Annotated in this window: 18 protein-coding genes and 1 other RNA gene; 10 read left to right on the top strand and 9 right to left on the bottom strand. The window is 54.3% G+C overall.

The window, feature by feature from the left end:
- Nucleotides 1–32 precede the first annotated feature (32 nt).
- The 6 genes from folD (at nucleotide 33) to KGFNPO_RS02450 (ending at nucleotide 6,175) form a co-directional block, all read left to right on the top strand.
- Nucleotides 33–878, top strand: a complete 846-nt coding sequence (gene folD, locus KGFNPO_RS02475; protein ID WP_472632946.1) for a bifunctional methylenetetrahydrofolate dehydrogenase/methenyltetrahydrofolate cyclohydrolase FolD — start codon at nucleotides 33–35, stop codon at nucleotides 876–878.
- A 5-nt stretch (nucleotides 879–883) separates the two neighbouring features.
- Nucleotides 884–2,983, top strand: a complete 2,100-nt coding sequence (locus KGFNPO_RS02470; protein WP_472632945.1) for a M3 family metallopeptidase — start codon at nucleotides 884–886, stop codon at nucleotides 2,981–2,983.
- Between the two features lie 18 nt (nucleotides 2,984–3,001).
- Entirely contained in the window at nucleotides 3,002–3,649 is a 648-nt protein-coding gene (locus KGFNPO_RS02465; RefSeq protein ID WP_472632944.1) for a DUF4124 domain-containing protein, read from the top strand.
- Between the two features lie 18 nt (nucleotides 3,650–3,667).
- Complete coding sequence (locus KGFNPO_RS02460; RefSeq protein ID WP_472632943.1) at nucleotides 3,668–4,087, top strand: DNA polymerase III subunit chi; 420 nt, start codon at nucleotides 3,668–3,670, stop codon at nucleotides 4,085–4,087.
- Between the two features lie 8 nt (nucleotides 4,088–4,095).
- Nucleotides 4,096–4,572 carry a hypothetical protein gene (locus KGFNPO_RS02455; protein WP_472632942.1) on the top strand — a complete coding sequence of 159 codons (477 nt, stop codon included), beginning with the start codon at nucleotides 4,096–4,098 and terminating at the stop codon, nucleotides 4,570–4,572.
- A gap of 289 nt (nucleotides 4,573–4,861) precedes the next feature.
- Nucleotides 4,862–6,175, top strand: coding sequence for a D-amino acid dehydrogenase (locus KGFNPO_RS02450; RefSeq protein ID WP_472632941.1), 1,314 nt, complete (start codon nucleotides 4,862–4,864; stop codon nucleotides 6,173–6,175).
- Between the two features lie 19 nt (nucleotides 6,176–6,194).
- Here KGFNPO_RS02450 and KGFNPO_RS02445 read toward each other — a convergent pair whose 3' ends face one another.
- Nucleotides 6,195–6,704 carry an Lrp/AsnC family transcriptional regulator gene (locus KGFNPO_RS02445; RefSeq protein WP_472632940.1) on the bottom strand — a complete coding sequence of 170 codons (510 nt, stop codon included), beginning with the start codon at nucleotides 6,702–6,704 and terminating at the stop codon, nucleotides 6,195–6,197.
- A 326-nt stretch (nucleotides 6,705–7,030) separates the two neighbouring features.
- On the opposite strand from KGFNPO_RS02445, the gene KGFNPO_RS02440 reads away from it, so the two are divergent.
- Complete coding sequence (locus KGFNPO_RS02440) at nucleotides 7,031–8,179, top strand: branched-chain amino acid ABC transporter substrate-binding protein (protein ID WP_472632939.1); 1,149 nt, start codon at nucleotides 7,031–7,033, stop codon at nucleotides 8,177–8,179.
- A 144-nt stretch (nucleotides 8,180–8,323) separates the two neighbouring features.
- On the opposite strand, the gene KGFNPO_RS02435 is transcribed toward KGFNPO_RS02440, so the two are convergent.
- Nucleotides 8,324–8,632 carry a c-type cytochrome gene (locus KGFNPO_RS02435; protein ID WP_472634369.1) on the bottom strand — a complete coding sequence of 103 codons (309 nt, stop codon included), beginning with the start codon at nucleotides 8,630–8,632 and terminating at the stop codon, nucleotides 8,324–8,326.
- A gap of 156 nt (nucleotides 8,633–8,788) precedes the next feature.
- Between KGFNPO_RS02435 and KGFNPO_RS02430 the strand changes: the two genes are divergently transcribed.
- Nucleotides 8,789–9,028, top strand: coding sequence for a TIGR04438 family Trp-rich protein (locus KGFNPO_RS02430; RefSeq protein WP_472632938.1), 240 nt, complete (start codon nucleotides 8,789–8,791; stop codon nucleotides 9,026–9,028).
- Between the two features lie 93 nt (nucleotides 9,029–9,121).
- Here the strand turns inward: KGFNPO_RS02430 and ilvD are convergent, their stop codons facing one another.
- Nucleotides 9,122–10,996 carry a dihydroxy-acid dehydratase gene (gene ilvD, locus KGFNPO_RS02425; RefSeq protein WP_472632937.1) on the bottom strand — a complete coding sequence of 625 codons (1,875 nt, stop codon included), beginning with the start codon at nucleotides 10,994–10,996 and terminating at the stop codon, nucleotides 9,122–9,124.
- A 275-nt stretch (nucleotides 10,997–11,271) separates the two neighbouring features.
- Between ilvD and lgt the strand changes: the two genes are divergently transcribed.
- A complete protein-coding gene (gene lgt / locus KGFNPO_RS02420) occupies nucleotides 11,272–12,069 on the top strand; it encodes a prolipoprotein diacylglyceryl transferase (RefSeq protein WP_472632936.1) in 798 nt (265 codons plus the stop codon).
- 116 nt (nucleotides 12,070–12,185) lie between these two features.
- On the opposite strand, the gene KGFNPO_RS02415 is transcribed toward lgt, so the two are convergent.
- From KGFNPO_RS02415 to KGFNPO_RS02390, 6 genes are all read right to left on the bottom strand, one after another.
- Nucleotides 12,186–12,356 (bottom strand): hypothetical protein, encoded by a 171-nt coding sequence (locus tag KGFNPO_RS02415; protein ID WP_472632935.1) that lies wholly within the window; start codon nucleotides 12,354–12,356, stop codon nucleotides 12,186–12,188.
- Nucleotides 12,357–12,438: 82 nt separating this feature from the next.
- Nucleotides 12,439–12,618: non-coding RNA, 6S RNA (ssrS, locus tag KGFNPO_RS02410), on the bottom strand.
- A 46-nt stretch (nucleotides 12,619–12,664) separates the two neighbouring features.
- Complete coding sequence (locus KGFNPO_RS02405; protein WP_472632934.1) at nucleotides 12,665–12,976, bottom strand: cell division protein ZapA; 312 nt, start codon at nucleotides 12,974–12,976, stop codon at nucleotides 12,665–12,667.
- On the bottom strand, nucleotides 12,973–13,191 hold the full coding sequence (locus KGFNPO_RS02400) for a DUF904 domain-containing protein (RefSeq protein ID WP_472614587.1): 219 nt from the start codon (nucleotides 13,189–13,191) through the stop codon (nucleotides 12,973–12,975). Before KGFNPO_RS02400 ends, KGFNPO_RS02405 begins: the two co-directional genes overlap by 4 nt.
- Nucleotides 13,192–13,306: 115 nt before the next feature.
- Nucleotides 13,307–15,022, bottom strand: a complete 1,716-nt coding sequence (locus tag KGFNPO_RS02395; RefSeq protein WP_472632933.1) for an ArnT family glycosyltransferase — start codon at nucleotides 15,020–15,022, stop codon at nucleotides 13,307–13,309.
- 124 nt (nucleotides 15,023–15,146) lie between these two features.
- Nucleotides 15,147–15,413 carry a type B 50S ribosomal protein L31 gene (locus tag KGFNPO_RS02390; RefSeq protein WP_472614585.1) on the bottom strand — a complete coding sequence of 89 codons (267 nt, stop codon included), beginning with the start codon at nucleotides 15,411–15,413 and terminating at the stop codon, nucleotides 15,147–15,149.
- Between the two features lie 300 nt (nucleotides 15,414–15,713).
- Here KGFNPO_RS02390 and KGFNPO_RS02385 point away from each other — a divergent pair, with 300 nt between their 5' ends.
- Nucleotides 15,714–16,322 carry a trimeric intracellular cation channel family protein gene (locus KGFNPO_RS02385; RefSeq protein ID WP_472634548.1) on the top strand — a complete coding sequence of 203 codons (609 nt, stop codon included), beginning with the start codon at nucleotides 15,714–15,716 and terminating at the stop codon, nucleotides 16,320–16,322.
- The last annotated feature ends 2 nt before the right edge of the window (nucleotides 16,323–16,324 follow it).

The raw sequence follows: 16,324 nt of genomic DNA, 5'->3' as shown, positions 1-16,324 counted from the left end.
GTGTTTTAAATCGAACTTATTTGACGCACATCATGGCTGCCAAACTTATAGACGGAAACCTTCTCTCCAAACAGCTGCGCGGCGATGTCGCCCGGCGCGCCGCCGCTCTCACGGCCCAAGGCCGGCAACCCGGCCTGGCCGTGATTCTGGTCGGCGAAAGCCCGGCGTCGCAAGTATATGTACGCAACAAGGTCAAAGCCTGCGAAGACAGCGGCATCCATTCGGTAATGGAGAAATACGACGCCGACCTGAGCGAAGCTGCCTTGCTGGCCCGCATCGACGCCCTCAACCACGACCCGAAAATCAACGGCCTCCTGGTGCAATTACCACTACCGCCACATATAGATACCAACAAGGTGATCGAAGCCATCGCTGCGGACAAGGATGTGGACGGTTTCCACGTCAACAACGCCGGCCTGCTGATGACCGGCCAACCGCTGTTTCGCCCCTGCACGCCGTATGGTGTGATGAAGATGCTGGAATCGATCGATTACCCGGTGCGCGGCGCCAATGCAGTCGTGGTCGGGGCCTCCAACATCGTCGGAAAACCGCAGGCGATGCTGCTCTTGCAAGCAGGCGCGACTGTCACCATCTGCAATTCCAAGACCCGCGACCTGGCATCCCACACTAAAAACGCCGATATTCTGGTGGTCGCCACCGGACGCAGGAACATCGTGACCGCCGACATGGTCAAACCGGGCGCGGTCGTAATCGACGTCGGCATGAACCGCGACGATCAAGGCAAGTTGTGCGGCGATGTCGATTTCGCCAATGTGAAAGAAGTGGCCGGTTACATTACCCCGGTACCAGGCGGCGTCGGACCAATGACTATCACCATGCTGCTCGTCAACACGATCGAAGCGGCGGAAAGAAGCTAAAAACCATGAATGCTGCACGCGACACCACACCTCCTGACAACGCCGGCACCGGCAATAATCCGCTGCTGGACTTCTCCGATCTGCCGCGTTTTGACGCCATCAAATCCGAGCATGTGACGCCGGCCATCGATGCATTGCTGGCGCGCAGCCGCGCAGTGATCGCCCAGTTGGAAGCACCGATGCAGCAGGTCAGCTGGAACGATTTCATCGAACCGCTGGAAAACACCACGGAACAACTGGGGCGCGCCTGGGGCGTAGTCGGCCATTTGAACGCGGTGCTGGACACTCCGGAGTTGCGCGCCGCCTACAACGAAAACCAGCCCAAACTTACCGAGTTCTGGACTGGCGTGGCGCAAAACATCGCGCTGTTCGACAAGTACAAGGCGCTCAGGAACGGCCCCGACTTCGCTGTCTATTCTGCGGCGCGTCAGCGCATCATCGACAACGCGGTGCGCGATTTCCGCTTGGGCGGCGCCGATCTGCCGCAAGACAAGAAAGCCCGCTTCGCCGCGATTCAGGAGCAGCATTCGGCACTATCGACCAAGTTTTCCGAAAACGTGCTGGACGCCACCAACGACTATGCGCTGTTGATCGAGGATGAAGCCGAACTGGCCGGCTTGCCGACAGATGTGATGCAAGCCGCACGCGCTGCTGCCGAACAGGATGGCAAACCGGGTTATAAATTCACGCTGCACTTCCCGTCGTATTTCCCGATCCTGCAATTGGCCGACAACCGCGCACTGCGCGAAACGATTTACCGCGCCAATGCAACCAAGGCGTCCGAACTGGGCGTCAAGCCGGAATGGGACAACACCCAAATCATCATCGACATGCTGAAATTGCGTGCCGAAGAAGCGCAACTGCTGGGTTACCAAAATTTCGCCGAAGTATCGCTGGTGGCGAAGATGGCGCAAACGCCGCAGCAAGTGATCGATTTCCTGCAGGACCTGGCACAGCGCGCAAGACCGTTTGCAGAAAAAGATCTGGCCGAGGTACGCGCTTTCGCCAAACAGGAACTGGGCCTGGATACGATGGAAGCGTGGGACATCACCTACGCCTCGGAAAAATTGCGCGAGCAACGCTACGCGTTTTCGGAACAGGAAGTAAAACAATATTTCCCCGAGCCGAAAGTGACTGCCGGCCTGTTCCATCTGACGCAAACACTGTATGGCGTGCAGATCAAGCCGGATACCGCGCCGGTCTGGCACAAAGATGTGCAGTTTTTCCGCATCGAGAAAGACGGCAAGTTGGTCGGCCAGTTTTATCTCGACCTGTATGCCCGCAGCGGCAAGCGCGGCGGCGCCTGGATGGACGATGCCCGCGGCCGCCGGCGTCAGGGCGACGCACTGCAAACCCCGGTGGCTTACCTGACCTGCAATTTTTCCGGACCGGTTGGCAACAATCCGGCCCTGTTCACGCATGACGATGTGAGCACGCTATTCCACGAATTCGGCCACGGCTTGCATCACATGCTCACGCAAGTCGATGAACTCGGCGTGTCCGGCATTTCCGGCGTCGAGTGGGATGCGGTCGAACTGCCGTCGCAATTCATGGAAAATTTCTGCTGGGAATGGGAAGTGCTGCAACACATGACCGCGCACGCCGACACCGGCGCTGCATTGCCGCGTGCGCTGTACGACAAAATGCTAGCCGCCAAGAATTTCCAGAGCGGCCTGCAAACGCTGCGCCAGGTCGAATTCTCGCTGTTCGACATGCACCTGCATTTCGATCACGATGCCTACGGCAGCCGTTCAGTGCAGGATGTGTTGAATGACGTGCGTGAAAAATTTGCGGTGCTGGTGCCGCCCGCATTCAACCGCTTCCAGAATTCCTTCAGCCATATTTTTGCCGGCGGCTACTCAGCCGGCTACTATAGTTATAAATGGGCTGAAGTGCTGTCGGCTGATGCCTACGGCGCGTTCGAAGAAGCCAGAGCAGACCAGTCAGGCCATGGCGACACCCTGGTAGCAGAAACCGGCCGCAAGTTCCAGGCCGAGATTCTGGCTGTCGGCGGATCGCGTCCGGCGCTGGAATCGTTCAAAGCCTTTCGCGGCAGGGAACCCAGCATCGATGCATTGCTGCGCCATAGCGGCATGGCATCCTGAAACCAGGTAGCGCACAACATGAAACGAACCGGTTTGACGTTGGCAGGCTTGCTGGCATTTCTCTGTATCGGAAATGCCCAGGCGCAACTCTATAAATGGGTGGACCCCGATGGGAAAATCACCTACAGCGATCTGCCGCCGCCCAAAACCGCCCGGCAGCTGGAGAAATCGACGCTGAACCCCGGCGACTCTGCCACTGCGGCGCTGCCTTACGCGTTGGCCGAGGCCAGCAAAAACCATCCGGTAACCTTATTTACCGGTGAACAATGCACGCCCTGCACGGAAGCCAGGGATTTCCTGAAAAATCGCGGCATTCCGTTTGTCGAAAAATCCGTCATCAGCAATCAGGATATCGCCAAATTGCGCCAGATCAGCGGCAAAGCCCAGTTGCCGCTGTTGCTGATCGGCCGCAACCAGCAACTGGGGTTCGACTCCGGGGCCTGGAATTTGGCATTGACTGCCGCCAGTTACCCGCAGGACAACAAGTTACCCAGGGATTATCGGTACGCGCCGGCAGAACCGGCCGCACCCACGACACAAACAGCGCCGGCAGCACCGGCAAAACCTGACAAGGCGGCTGATGCTGGCAATCGCACACCGCCGGCGGCAACCGCACAGCAGCGCCTGCCCGCCACCGGCAACGCGCCCCCTGGCTTTCGCTTCTAGCATGATTGCAACCAGACCATGACCAGCATCGATTTTCACACCAATATCGCGGACAAGCTCAATTACACCTGCCGACTGGTGCGCAAGGCGGTCGCCGCCCAGCAACGGGTCGCCATCCTGAGCGACAATGAGGCCGAACTGAGCGCGCTTGACGCGGCGTTATGGACCTTCTCGGAAGCCGATTTTCTGCCCCATGTACGATCCGGCCACGCGCTGGCGGCGCAAACCCCGATCATTCTGCTGCCGCACGACAGCGCAGATTGTCCGCACCATCAGATTTTGATCAATATATCCAGAACAACGCCCGCACATTTCGCCAGTTTCGAGCGGTTGCTGGAAATCATCTCCACCGATGAAACCGACGCCTCAAGCGGGCGCGAACGTTTCCGCCAATACCGGCAACGCGGTTATCCGCTGGCCCACTTTGTCGCAAAATAATCCTAGAAATGAATAAAGACCAACTCGACGCCAGCATCCCGGTACTGACCGAAATCATTGCGCAGGAACAGGATTTCGTAGACGCAGCATCGACACTTTCACCGGCTGCGCCACAGTCTGAGTTCAGTCCGAGCGCAGACGACATCACCGAAGCTAGCGAAGTCGCCGCAGCCCCCGAAGTCATCATCCCAGCCGATTTACCGCCTTCCGCCGCCATCAGCGACAGCCAGTGGGAAACGCTGGAACGCAAGATCAGCGAACGCGTGCTAAGTCAGTTGCAGACCCGGATTGATTTCGTGCTGGAACACCGGGTCAGGGACAGCCTGGCCGATGCCTTGCAACTGGCGGTTGCAGGCGTGGCGGCAGAAATCAAGCGCGGCCTGCATCACACCCTGGAAGATGTAATCTCGCGCGCCGTGGCACAGGAAATTGCACGACTGCAGACGAACAGAAACAAGCCCGACGAAGACTCCCCAGCTGATTGATTTAATAGGGAGTATGGCAAAAAATATGGGATATTCCGCATGCATTCAGGCAGGATTTAAAAATACATGGCATTGTATGATGACATGCAAGGACTTTGAAACGACAACCTTGCAGCAACGTGACCAAACATCCTTACGCAAGTCAAAAAACAACCTCAAACAAAAAACGTTTATTTTATTAAAAAATACCGTTTTATTTGTTGTTTAATGAAAAAAATTACTCCTGTAATAACTACATAGAAAATCGAAAATTTCTTACAATCGAGGTATCCAAAACTTCGAGGTTGCCATGAAAGTCATCGTATTAGGTTCCGGTATCGTAGGTACAGCGTCTGCCTGGTTTCTCAATCAGGCCGGCCATGATGTGACGGTAATAGACCGTCAGCCAGGCAGCGCGCAGGAAACCAGCTTTGCCAACGGTTGCCAGATTTCGGTATCGCACGCCGAACCATGGGCCAATCCGGCAGCGCCGATGAAGATATTGAAATGGCTGGGAAAGGAAGATGCTCCTCTGCTGTATCGCTTTCGTCCGGAATGGCTGCAGTGGAAATGGGCGCTGCAATTCCTGCGCGAATGCACGCCTAAACGCACCGCCTACAATATCCGCCAGATCGTCGCGATCGCCGAATACAGCCGCCAGACCTTGCAAGCGCTGCGCACCGATAGCGGGATTGAATACGATTGTCTGACGCGCGGCATCCTGCACTTTTATACCGACCAGAAAGATTTCGACGAATCCCTGCCGTCAGCCAAACTGATGCGCGATCTGGGCTGTCCGCGCGACTCGATCAGCGCCGATGAAGTGGTCAAAATCGAACCTGCATTGGCCGGTATCCGCAATAAAATCGTCGGCGGCGATTTCACCGCCACCGATGAATCCGGCGATATTTTCAAGTTCACCAACAGCCTGGCTGACAAGGCGCAGCAAGCCGGCGTCGAGTTCCGCTACAACACCACCGTCACCCGCTTGCTGACCGAAGGCACGGGCGCAGCCGCAAAAATTACCGGAGTCGAGGTCATCCTGCCTAACGGCCATCATCAAATACTGCGCGCAGACAGCTTCGTGGTTGCGATGGGCAGTTTTTCCGTACCGCTATTGAAGCCGCTTGGGATCGATTTGATGATTTACCCCGGCAAGGGCTATTCGGCCACCTACCAGGTCACCAATCCGGACGCGACGCCATCCGTATCGCTGACCGACGACGGTTACAAACTGGTGGTCTCGCGACTCGGCGACCGCTTGCGCGTGGCTGGCACATGCGAACTGAATGGCTATACGCGCGAACTGAACAGCACCCGCTGCGAAGCGATCACGCAGCGCACCCGCGAATTGTTCCCGGACGCCTGCGACTACGAGAACCCGACCTACTGGACCGGTTTGCGGCCGATGACGCCGTCGAACATACCGTATATCGGCAAAACGAAGATCAGCAACCTGTACCTCAATACCGGCCACGGCACACTCGGCTGGACCATGGGCTGCGGTTCGGGGCGCGCATTGGCAGACATCGTCTCGGGCCGGCGCCCCGAACTCGATTTCGCCTTTACCGGCATGAGCGGCCAGGCCAGTCATGCCAGACCAACCAAGATACAACCGGCATAAGAGCGGTTTTACAAACCCGCTATTTTGATGTACGCACCTGTAGCTCTACTGCCTTTTCGTCAAACGCGATCTGGGTAGTGAACTTGGCGCGTTTCATCGGAAAGCGGGAATGGAAATGGCGCACATTGCCCGATCCGGAAATGACACGCCGCACAAACTGGTAGTAGGCGTCCATATCGATCACATGCACGGCAAGAAAATAATCAAACTCGCCGGAGACAAAATAGCACTGCATCACCTCCGGCTCCTGCTGCATGCACGTCTCGAATTGCACCATGCAATCGTCTGACTGATTGATCAGCGAAATTTCCAGAAATGCCAGCATTCCATAACCCAGCGCGAACGGGTCGACCATCGCCACATTAGCGCTGATGACACCCATGTCACGCAACTCGCGAATGCGCCGCAAGCAAGTCGGCTGCGAGACATGCAACTGGTCCGCCAGCACCCGGGTCGGAGTTTGATTATCCTTTTGCAAAAGATTCAAAAGCTTGCGATCCACCAGGTCCAGGGTACGAATTTTTGACATATAAAATTTGTAAAATCCAATAAAATCAGAATAAAAAAATATTTTCCATCAATTTTACCTGCGGTACCTTTCCGATATTCAGAAACCTGAATAACATCGTTTTACTATTGCGTGCGCGCAAAAAATCAATCGTAAAAGTCGCTCATACTAATCCGGTAGTTGACGGCAATGCGTGGGTAACTTGCCATAAAAGGCACAGCTGCTCTTGAATAGATCGCATTTTTATTTACTGCAAGCACGATATGTTGTACCTTTAATTTATTCAGATTCCTGAATACCCAAGTTTAACGGTAACCCGCTTTATCACAATTCTTAGGAGGATGTTCATGCCGTTCACAATAAAAATGATTCCACTGGCTGCCGCAATCGCATTCGCATTTGCTGGTACCGCATCCGCTGCAGATGAACAAATCGTTAAAATCGGCCACGTTGCCCCAATTTCCGGCCCCAGCGCTCATCTGGGTAAGGATAATGAAAACGGCGGCAAGATGGCAATTGAAGAGTTGAATGCCAAAGGCCTGACCATCGGTGGCAAAAAAATCAAATTCGAACTGCTGACCGAAGATGATGCAGGCGATCCGAGACAAGGTACGACTGTTGCACAAAAACTGGTAGATGCAAAAGTCAAAGGCATCATTGGTCACCTCAACTCAGGCACCACCATCCCGGCTTCGAAAATTTATTCTGAGGCTGGCATTCCACAGATTTCTCCTTCTGCCACCAACCCGAAATACACCCAGCAAGGCTTTAAGACTGCCTTTCGCGTAGTAGCCAATGACGCCCAACTAGGCGGCACGCTAGGACGCTACGCAGTCAAGATGCTTAAAGCCAAGAACGTCGCCGTCATTGATGACCGCACTGCCTATGGCCAAGGTGTTGCCGATGAATTCATGAAGGCAGCCAAAGCCGCTGGCGCAAACATTGCTGCACAACAATTCACTAATGACAAAGCCACCGATTTCAACGCAATTCTGACATCGATCAAGTCGAAAAAACCTGATGTTATCTTCTTCGGCGGCATGGATTCGGTTGCCGGCCCGATGATGCGCCAAATGAAGCAGCTCGGAATCGAAGCCAAGTTCATGGGTGGCGATGGCATCTGTACCGGAGCCCTGGCCAAACTGGCGGGCGACGCCGTCGGTGAAAGCCAGGTCGTTTGCGCAGAGGCCGGCGGTGTTGTCGATGCCGATAAAAAACCCATGGAAGATTTCCGTGCCGCGTATAAAAAGAAATTCGGCATCGACGTTCTACTCTACGCACCGTATGTCTATGATTCCGTCAATGTCATGGCGGCAGCGATGCAGAAAGCCAATTCGGTTGAACCAGTAAAATATTTACCAGAACTGGCTAAAATTCATTACAAAGGCGTAACTGGCCCGATCGTTTTTGATGCAAAAGGCGATATCAAGGATGGTTCCCTGACGCTTTTCACCTACAAAGGCGGCCAGCGCGAGTTGATGGCCGTAGTCAAGTAATCAGTCTTCTCCCATAAAAAGCGCCCTTGTCTTCGGACTGGGCGCTTTTTTTTTGTCAGGCTGATTTGGGAGCGCAGCACGAAAAAAAGCGCTCGGTTGAGCGCTTTTTGCATCACTACTGAGAGGTGACGCTACTTCTGGATGCTACTTCTGGGACAATACCCACTTGACCAGGGTGTGCGCTTCAGCTTCGCTGACCTGTGTGTTGGCCGGCATTGGAATTGCTCCCCACACGCCACTACCACCTTTCATCACTTTGGCAACCAGCTTGGCTTCGGCATCTTTCTGTCCTGCATATTTTGCCGCTACGTCCTTGAACGCAGGGCCAACCAACTTGTTTGCGACTGCATGGCAAGCCATGCAATTCTTGGCTTTTGCCAAATCGGCATTTGCCATAGCGGCGTTAGAAACCAGTCCGCCCATCGCAAAAAGAACCAATAAAAAACTTTTCATTGCCTTCTCCAAAATAATGACTGCAAGCATTTTACAGCGGGTTTTTTCATCCATGTCTGGCGACATTGTATCGCCCGCACAAATTATCGCACTTGATTGACTATCGGCCTTGTTCCGTTACACTCGTTGACAATATCACGCAATGAAAGATCTGCCATGCCACTGATTATTGCCATCGTCTTATTATCCATATTGAAATATTTTGAAGTCGGTTTCTTCGCCGATTTTTCGTGGTGGTGGATTGCCGGACTGATGGCGATTACTTTTGTCTGGTTCGAATTCATTGAAAAAATGCTCGGGCTAGACAAGCGGCGCGCCCACGATGCAATGGAAAAAATACGCATGGAGCGCGTCAAGGCAACCTTTGACAAAACCAATCACAACAAGCGGCGCTAGTTTTGGGTCTGGTAAACGCACAAAAAAACGCACAAAAGGCCGGAATTCCGATTCCGGCCTTTTGTATTGGATAACAAAGCAGCTGATTGGCGCTTATCTTTTCAATTGTGTGATATCGCGCACCGCGCCGCGGTCAGCCGAAGTTGCCAGTGCCGCATACGCTTGCAGCGCCTGTGACACAGTACGCTGACGATTTACCGGCTGCCACGCACGATCGCCTCTGGCGTCCATGGCCGCCCGGCGTTGCGCCAGATCGGCGTCACTAACTTTGAGATGGATACGGCGTTCAGGAATGTCAATTTCAATGATGTCACCTTCTTCGACCAGGCCGATCGCGCCGCCTTCTGCCGCTTCAGGAGAAGCATGGCCGATCACCAGTCCGGATGAACCGCCAGAGAAACGGCCGTCGGTAAACAGCGCGCAGGACTTGCCCAGACCTTTGGACTTGATGTAGGACGTCGGGTACAGCATTTCCTGCATCCCCGGGCCGCCTTTCGGGCCTTCATAGCGAATGATGATGACGTCGCCGGGATGTACCGCATCGGCCAAAATCGCTTCCACCGCATCATCCTGACTTTCAAAGATACGTGCACGACCGGTGAATTTCAAAATGCTTTCATCGACACCAGCGGTTTTGACGATGCAACCTTTTTCAGCAATATTGCCGTACAAAACAGCCAAGCCGCCATCCTGAGAATACGCATGGGCCTTGTCGCGGATGCAGCCGTCAGCGCGATCGGTATCCAGACTATTGAAGCGCTGGCTTTGCGAGAATGCCACCTGGGTCGATACGCCGCCGGGCGCGGCGCTAAATAGTCTATGCACGGCCGGGTCCTGGGTGCACAAGATGTCGTTATGGGCGATGGCATCTGCCATGGTTTTACTGTGGACGGTGGGCCGACTGGTATCAAGCAAACCGGCCCGCGCCAGTTCACCAAGAATACCGAAGATGCCGCCGGCGCGATGCACGTCTTCCATATGATACTTCTCGGTTGCGGGCGCCACCTTGCACAGGCACGGTACTTTGCGCGAAATACGATCGATGTCGGCCATCTTGAAATCGACACCGGCTTCATGCGCGGCCGCCAGCAAGTGCAGCACGGTATTGGTCGAGCCGCCCATCGACACATCCAGCGTCATCGCATTTTCAAACGCTGCTTTGGTCGCGATGCTGCGCGGTAGCGCCGTCTCATCATCCTGTTCGTAATAGCGCTTGGACAGTTCGACTATCAGTCGCCCGGCGCGCAGGAATAACTCCTTGCGGTCGGCATGGGTAGCCAGGATGGTGCCGTTGCCTGGCAAGGACAGGCCCAGAGCTTCGGTCAGACAGTTCATCGAATTGGCGGTAAACATGCCCGAGCAGGAGCCGCAGGTAGGACAGGCAGAGCGTTCGATTTGTTCGATTTCCTCATCCGATACGCTGGAATCGCCGGCCTTGATCATGGCATCGACCAGATCGATCTTTATGATCTTCTGCGTGCCTTCCTGCTTGCCGTGCATGGTCTCGACCATCTTGCCGGCTTCCATCGGGCCACCGGAGACGAACACTACCGGAATATTCAGACGCATGGCGGCCATCAGCATGCCGGGCGTAATCTTGTCGCAATTGGAGATGCAAACCATCGCGTCGGCGCAATGCGCATTGACCATGTATTCGACCGAATCGGCGATCAACTCGCGCGAAGGCAGCGAATACAACATGCCGCCGTGCCCCATCGCGATGCCGTCATCGACTGCGATGGTATTGAATTCCTTGGCAACGCCGCCGGCTGCCTCGATTTCGCGCGCCACCATCTGGCCCAGATCCTTCAGATGGACGTGGCCCGGAACGAACTGGGTAAAGGAATTGACGACTGCAATGATGGGTTTGTCAAAGTCGCCATCTTTCATGCCGGTGGCGCGCCAGAGTGCGCGTGCGCCGGCCATGTTGCGACCGTGAGTGGTAGTGCGGGAGCGGTATTGCGGCATGTTGTAAATCTCCAAAATGGTTCAGGCTAATTTTAACGCTAGAGTGCCTTGCGTGTAGTTCTGTGTCAAATATATGGCGGATCTCTGATTATGACGACTTCCAGCAAAAAATGAGCGCCAGACCTTCAGGGCGGAATTTCAAACCAGAGTCAGTTTTACGATCACCTATAATCTGGCTGCACTACTCCGTGGACAGAAACCGGCATAGCGTGGCGGCTAACAACGTCTCGCCCGTACTGTATACTTTTTGCGATTTATTACGAAAGAACCGCCAGATGCTGATTCACCCACTCCCAGATCCAATCGCTTTCTCGATAGGCCCGCTTGCCGTGCACTGGTACGGTCTGATGTATCTGGTGGCATTTGCCCAATTTGTGCTGCTGGGACGGCTGCGCATACGGCAGCCGCATATCGCTGCAGCGCATTGGAAAAAAGAGGACCTGGACGACATGCTGTTCTATGGCGTGCTGGGCGTCATCATCGGTGGGCGGCTGGGTGAAATCCTGTTCTATAACCCGGCTTATTATTTTTCGCACCCGGCCGACATGCTGGCGGTCTGGAAAGGCGGCATGTCTTTCCATGGCGGCTTCCTGGGCGTGATTATCGCGATGGCATTCTGGTCCCGCAAAGCCAAACGCAACCTGCTCGACGTATATGATTTTATCGCGCCGCTGGTGCCGCTCGGCTATGCCGCAGGGCGCGTGGGCAACTTCATCAATGCCGAACTGCCGGGCCGCGTCGCTGATCCCTCCTTGCCCTGGGCGATGATCTGGCCGAACGTAGATAACCTGCCGCGCCATCCGTCGCCGATTTATCAGGCGCTGATCGATGGCGTGTTGCTCTTCGTCATCCTGTGGTTGTTCGCCCGCACTGCGCGCCCAAGGCTGGCAGTGGGCGCGATGTTCGTGATGCTGTATGGCTGCGCGCGCTTTTTTACCGAATATTTCCGCACCCCCGATTACGAAGTCACATTTGCCGGCATCACCATTTCCGCCGGCCAGATGCTATCGCTACCGATGATTGCAATCGGTATCGGCTTGCTGCTATTTTCCTACCGTAAACATCGGGCTTAAGCTGTTATCAAGCTACTACTACCATGGTTTTTACAGGAGTATAGACAAAAACCATGGCATTCCCGCATTTTTTTAGTGCGCTATAAAAAATACACAAAGCAGTATTAAATATTCTGCTAACCGGCGGAAGTCAGAAGCGCTTGCGTGATGGAGCCCCACTGTTCCGGTGGGGCTGGCGTAATCGATAGACGATTGCCGCGCTTCAAGCGCACAGCGATCCATGGCACCGTACTGTCGTACGCCCTCAGTGCGGCATCGACACCGACATCGCCCGACTCGGGCTTCATTGGTCAGTATTGGATTATTTGATCATCGCAGCGAACATAAAAAAAGCGGTTACGCATCAGATGATGTGCAACCGCTTTAGAATTTAACCCCGCCTGTGCCGCTATGCCGGCATCCCGAACCAAAGCGGTCCAAGGTGGTCACAGTCAGTTCAATTTCGGGTTCGTCGAACTAGCGACGCGCACACCCATCAAACTTGTCCCGCAACCGATGCATTTGAATGGTTCAAGGAATATATGACAATCGCGAACACGGCAGGAGATTCGAAGTCTACTCCATTCGAAACGCATGTCAAACGGTTATATCGATCTCAGAACAGATTTTCCTGAGGAGTCAGAGCGCGGTCGAGCACCGAATGCATGGTGGTAATTTGCTGCTGCACCTGGGCCATCGTCAACGCCGACAAAGGCCCTTCGGGCGCTTTGGTTGCCAGCAATTCGGCTGCGATGCCCAGCGCCGCCATCACCGCAATCCGGTCATTGCCGCGAATCCTGCCGGCATCGCGAATCGCGCACATCCTTGCATCGAGATAAGCCACTGCGTCCCGTAATGCCGCCTCTTCGCCGTCCTTGCAGGATAATTTATAGGGGTGGCCCATGATGATGACATCGATTTGGGTCATGCCGACTCCTCGTCTTGCTGTTGCGGATCAGGTATCTGCGCCAGCAATGCCGAGACCCGCTGATGCGCCTGCTGCATTTTTTCTGTCAAGATGGTATTTTCAGAAGACATGGCAGTGATTCTCAGGCGCAATTCGGCATTTTCATGCCGCAGAAATTGTGCCATTTCTGCCAGTTTGTCGATTTTTTCGGAGAGTAAGTTAAATTCGGAATTCATCCCGTCACTATAGTAGCGCAAATGAATTTCCGTCAATAGATTCAATCAGTTGCATTGATGTGTAGCAAGATATATCAATCATGTTGCATTTTAAAAGGCATGATTTTCAAAATATTCAATCGATACGCCGATACAATCGGAAACGCTCATCCCGGTCTGAAGGACGTCGCCCTTCCCACAGAATGCGCCATTGGCCGTCATATTGCTGCAGCAGCTTGGTATCGCTTTTTTTGCGCGGATTGTCCTGCAACAAAAGGTAACGGCAGGACGCCTCGTCAAAGTGTGCAAACGCAACATTACCGAAGAAAGCAAACGATGCACGCTGGGCGGCGCCGACATTAGTGTCGACACAATATTGCTTGACGGGTAATTTCTGTGCAATCTGTTCGGCTACGCCCGCATAACTCTTGCCGTAATTTATCCACGGCAACCATAAGGTCATCAACAATAGCCAGCAAAGAATCACGCCGCCAGACGACAGCACCACCGCGCGCCAGAGCACGGCGGGGCGGCGCGCAATCCGCCAATGCACCAGCGCCAGCCAGAACACGGTTGCCAAGGCGGCGGCCACAAAGGCAAAGGCATTGAATTCCGGCCTAAATCCGGGCGCGAGTTTGAATGCGTTTTTTGCGATTTGGGCCGGCCAGCCTGTTTGCTTGGCGATCCAGCCCAGCCAGATGAAACCGGCACAGGTTGACAGAGTCATCACCGAGAACCAGTCTATCGCATTGATTGCGCCGCGCTTCATGGTGGGCAAACCGAATGCCGCTAATATTGCCAGCGGTGGCAACAGAGGTAATAAGATTCCATCTTTAGGAGATTGATTCAGCAACACCAGCAAAGACAGCGCGCCCACGAAAACTAGCGGAATCGTTATGTGCAAACCCTTGTATTGTTTGCGCCACGCATACACGGCCCAGGCGGCAAAAGGCCACGCCGGCCAGGCGAACCAAATTCCGTTTACCATGAAATATTTTGCGTTATTCCACGTCGGCCAGTTTAATTCGCGATAAGCGGCCGGCATCCATGCCGCCACCGGTGAGCCATTAAATGGCTGGACGAAATAATTGCCGACGACCCAAACGCTGGCTACCAGCAGCATGACTGGCAATGTCATCAAGAAAAGCTGCGCCAACAACTTCCGGTTCTGAAGCGTCGCCAGAATGATGGTAGCGAGCAACAAAGTCAGCGGCATCAGCCAGCCGCGCGTGAGGATCGACAAGCCCAGAGCGAGTCCCAGCATTGCAGCGCTGCCAAATGAACCCGAAACGAACAGTTTAGCGCTAGCGTAAAGAGCGAAAGCGATCAGCGATACTTGCAATGCTGCGGGGCTAGTCTCATGACTATGCAGCAGCAGGCCAAGACAGCCGAGATAAATCAGCAAGGCGCCATCGGCCAGCATGCGGCCAAAATCCTGCGCGTCAGGCTGCCCGCCGAAAGCCAGTTTCAGCGGTTGCACCTCCGACCTGCGGCCCAGTATATAGGTGCAATACCAGACCGAAGACGCACCAATCAGAAAGAACAGCATGGCCGACACCCGGGCCGCCATCGGCTCGCCCAGCAACCAGCCGAACAATTTGATGCAGATGGCACCGAGCCAATACGCAAGCGGCCCCTCGTCTGCCAGCGGCAGCCCGACCACATGTGGCCACAGCCAGTCATGCAAATTGCCGTGCGCCATCGTCCACATGACGCCGAAACTGATCGCATCATCGTTCTTCCACGGGTCGCGACCGATCAAGCCAGGAAGGATGTACAACAGGCACAGCGCATACAAACCCCAGCGTGGGAGGGTATGCGCGGCCGAGGCAGGCAGGCGAACGGGCTTCATTAAAATGATGGAGTAGTTCCGTGAACGCGTAAGCGCAATATTGTGTCCGAAAACCTTAAAGGAATGCGGCCAGGACAACAAAAAAGGCAGCTTGGGCTGCCTTTTTTGTTGTGAAGCAGGGAAATTACTCTGCCACTTGGGTTTTGGAACCGACTTTACCGAATTTCTGACGGAATTTCTCGACCCGGCCGGCGGTATCGACGATCTTATGCTTGCCGGTGTAAAACGGATGCGATTCGGAAGATACTTCGATCTTCACGAGTGGATATTCCGTGCCTTCAAATTCCATCTTGTCACGCGTCTGAATGGTTGAGCGGGTAACAAATTTGAAATCGCAGGACAAGTCGTGAAACAAAACTTCGCGATAATTTGGGTGAATGCCGTCTTTCATGTGTGCCTCTAAATAGTTTTGGTAGCCAATCGTCACTTCGTCGGCCGTGCTGCTTCTTGGCCCGATTGTCGATCACTTTCCAAGGGTTGAATACTGCTGCTTAAAATCGTAACCCGAAATTATACAATGCAATTAACCGCCACGGCTAAATTTGCGTTGGAAATGCTTGCATGGCGCTGGGCCAAAGAACCTCACTTCAATGCCAGTTCAGCAACGCTGTGATCGTCTTTAACACGAATTGGAATAAGATATCGGCCTCGGCCAGGAGTAAAAAACGTGACGATCAACATCAATTCAGGGATGAGTACGGCGTTACAGGTGATTGAGGCGCTTGGCATTATCGCCTTCGCCAGTTCGGGCTTCATTGAGGCGCGTCGCAAGGAAATGGATCTGATCGGCGTTTTCACCGTAGCTTTCATTACAGCCTTTGGTGGCGGCACCTTGCGTGACATTTTACTGGACCGCCGGCCTCTGTTTTGGGTGCAGCATCAGGAATACACGCTGTTAATATTTGCGCTGGCCTTGGTCGTGCTTCCTCTTTCCCACTATATTCGCTCGTCGTCTGCCGAACGCGCGATTAACTTTGCCGATGCGCTGGGGCTCGGCCTGTTCAGCGCAGTGGGGGCGTCGATTGCGCAAGAGATGCAAATGCCGATTTTCATCTGCGTCATGATGGGCGTCATCACAGCCATTTTTGGTGGCGTATTGCGCGATATGATTTGCAACGAAATACCGCTGGTATTTCGCCGTGGACAACTCTACGCAACCTGCGCTTTTATCGGTTCCTGGGTGTATCTGATACTGGATCTGGCCGATGTCCACCAAACGATTGCGCTCATTGCCAGCATTCTTGTCACAACCATCCTGCGCCTGCTGGCAGTGCGCTTTGACCTGAAGCTGCCGGCCTGAAA

It is taken from the genome of Gelidimonas diazotrophica (genome assembly GCF_055694025.1).
Note: the sequence above shows the minus strand (reverse complement) of the source record. Positions and strands in the feature narration are given on the sequence as shown.

Excerpts from the sequence above, each read along its gene's own strand:
- KGFNPO_RS02395 (WP_472632933.1), bottom strand. The coding sequence starts at position 15,022 with ATGAAGCCCGTTCGCCTGCCTGCCTCGGCCGCGCATACCCTCCCACGC.
- KGFNPO_RS02470 (WP_472632945.1), top strand. The coding sequence starts at position 884 with ATGAATGCTGCACGCGACACCACACCTCCTGACAACGCCGGCACCGGC.
- KGFNPO_RS02465 (WP_472632944.1), top strand. The coding sequence starts at position 3,002 with ATGAAACGAACCGGTTTGACGTTGGCAGGCTTGCTGGCATTTCTCTGT.
- KGFNPO_RS02405 (WP_472632934.1), bottom strand. The coding sequence starts at position 12,976 with ATGACCCAAATCGATGTCATCATCATGGGCCACCCCTATAAATTATCC.
- ilvD (WP_472632937.1), bottom strand. The coding sequence starts at position 10,996 with ATGCCGCAATACCGCTCCCGCACTACCACTCACGGTCGCAACATGGCC.
- KGFNPO_RS02440 (WP_472632939.1), top strand. The coding sequence starts at position 7,031 with ATGCCGTTCACAATAAAAATGATTCCACTGGCTGCCGCAATCGCATTC.
- folD (WP_472632946.1), top strand. The coding sequence starts at position 33 with ATGGCTGCCAAACTTATAGACGGAAACCTTCTCTCCAAACAGCTGCGC.
- KGFNPO_RS02445 (WP_472632940.1), bottom strand. The coding sequence starts at position 6,704 with ATGTCAAAAATTCGTACCCTGGACCTGGTGGATCGCAAGCTTTTGAAT.
- KGFNPO_RS02435 (WP_472634369.1), bottom strand. The coding sequence starts at position 8,632 with ATGAAAAGTTTTTTATTGGTTCTTTTTGCGATGGGCGGACTGGTTTCT.
- lgt (WP_472632936.1), top strand. The coding sequence starts at position 11,272 with ATGCTGATTCACCCACTCCCAGATCCAATCGCTTTCTCGATAGGCCCG.
- KGFNPO_RS02455 (WP_472632942.1), top strand. The coding sequence starts at position 4,096 with ATGAATAAAGACCAACTCGACGCCAGCATCCCGGTACTGACCGAAATC.
- KGFNPO_RS02450 (WP_472632941.1), top strand. The coding sequence starts at position 4,862 with ATGAAAGTCATCGTATTAGGTTCCGGTATCGTAGGTACAGCGTCTGCC.
- KGFNPO_RS02460 (WP_472632943.1), top strand. The coding sequence starts at position 3,668 with ATGACCAGCATCGATTTTCACACCAATATCGCGGACAAGCTCAATTAC.
- KGFNPO_RS02415 (WP_472632935.1), bottom strand. The coding sequence starts at position 12,356 with ATGAAGCCCGAGTCGGGCGATGTCGGTGTCGATGCCGCACTGAGGGCG.
- KGFNPO_RS02385 (WP_472634548.1), top strand. The coding sequence starts at position 15,714 with ATGAGTACGGCGTTACAGGTGATTGAGGCGCTTGGCATTATCGCCTTC.
- KGFNPO_RS02390 (WP_472614585.1), bottom strand. The coding sequence starts at position 15,413 with ATGAAAGACGGCATTCACCCAAATTATCGCGAAGTTTTGTTTCACGAC.
- KGFNPO_RS02400 (WP_472614587.1), bottom strand. The coding sequence starts at position 13,191 with ATGAATTCCGAATTTAACTTACTCTCCGAAAAAATCGACAAACTGGCA.
- KGFNPO_RS02430 (WP_472632938.1), top strand. The coding sequence starts at position 8,789 with ATGCCACTGATTATTGCCATCGTCTTATTATCCATATTGAAATATTTT.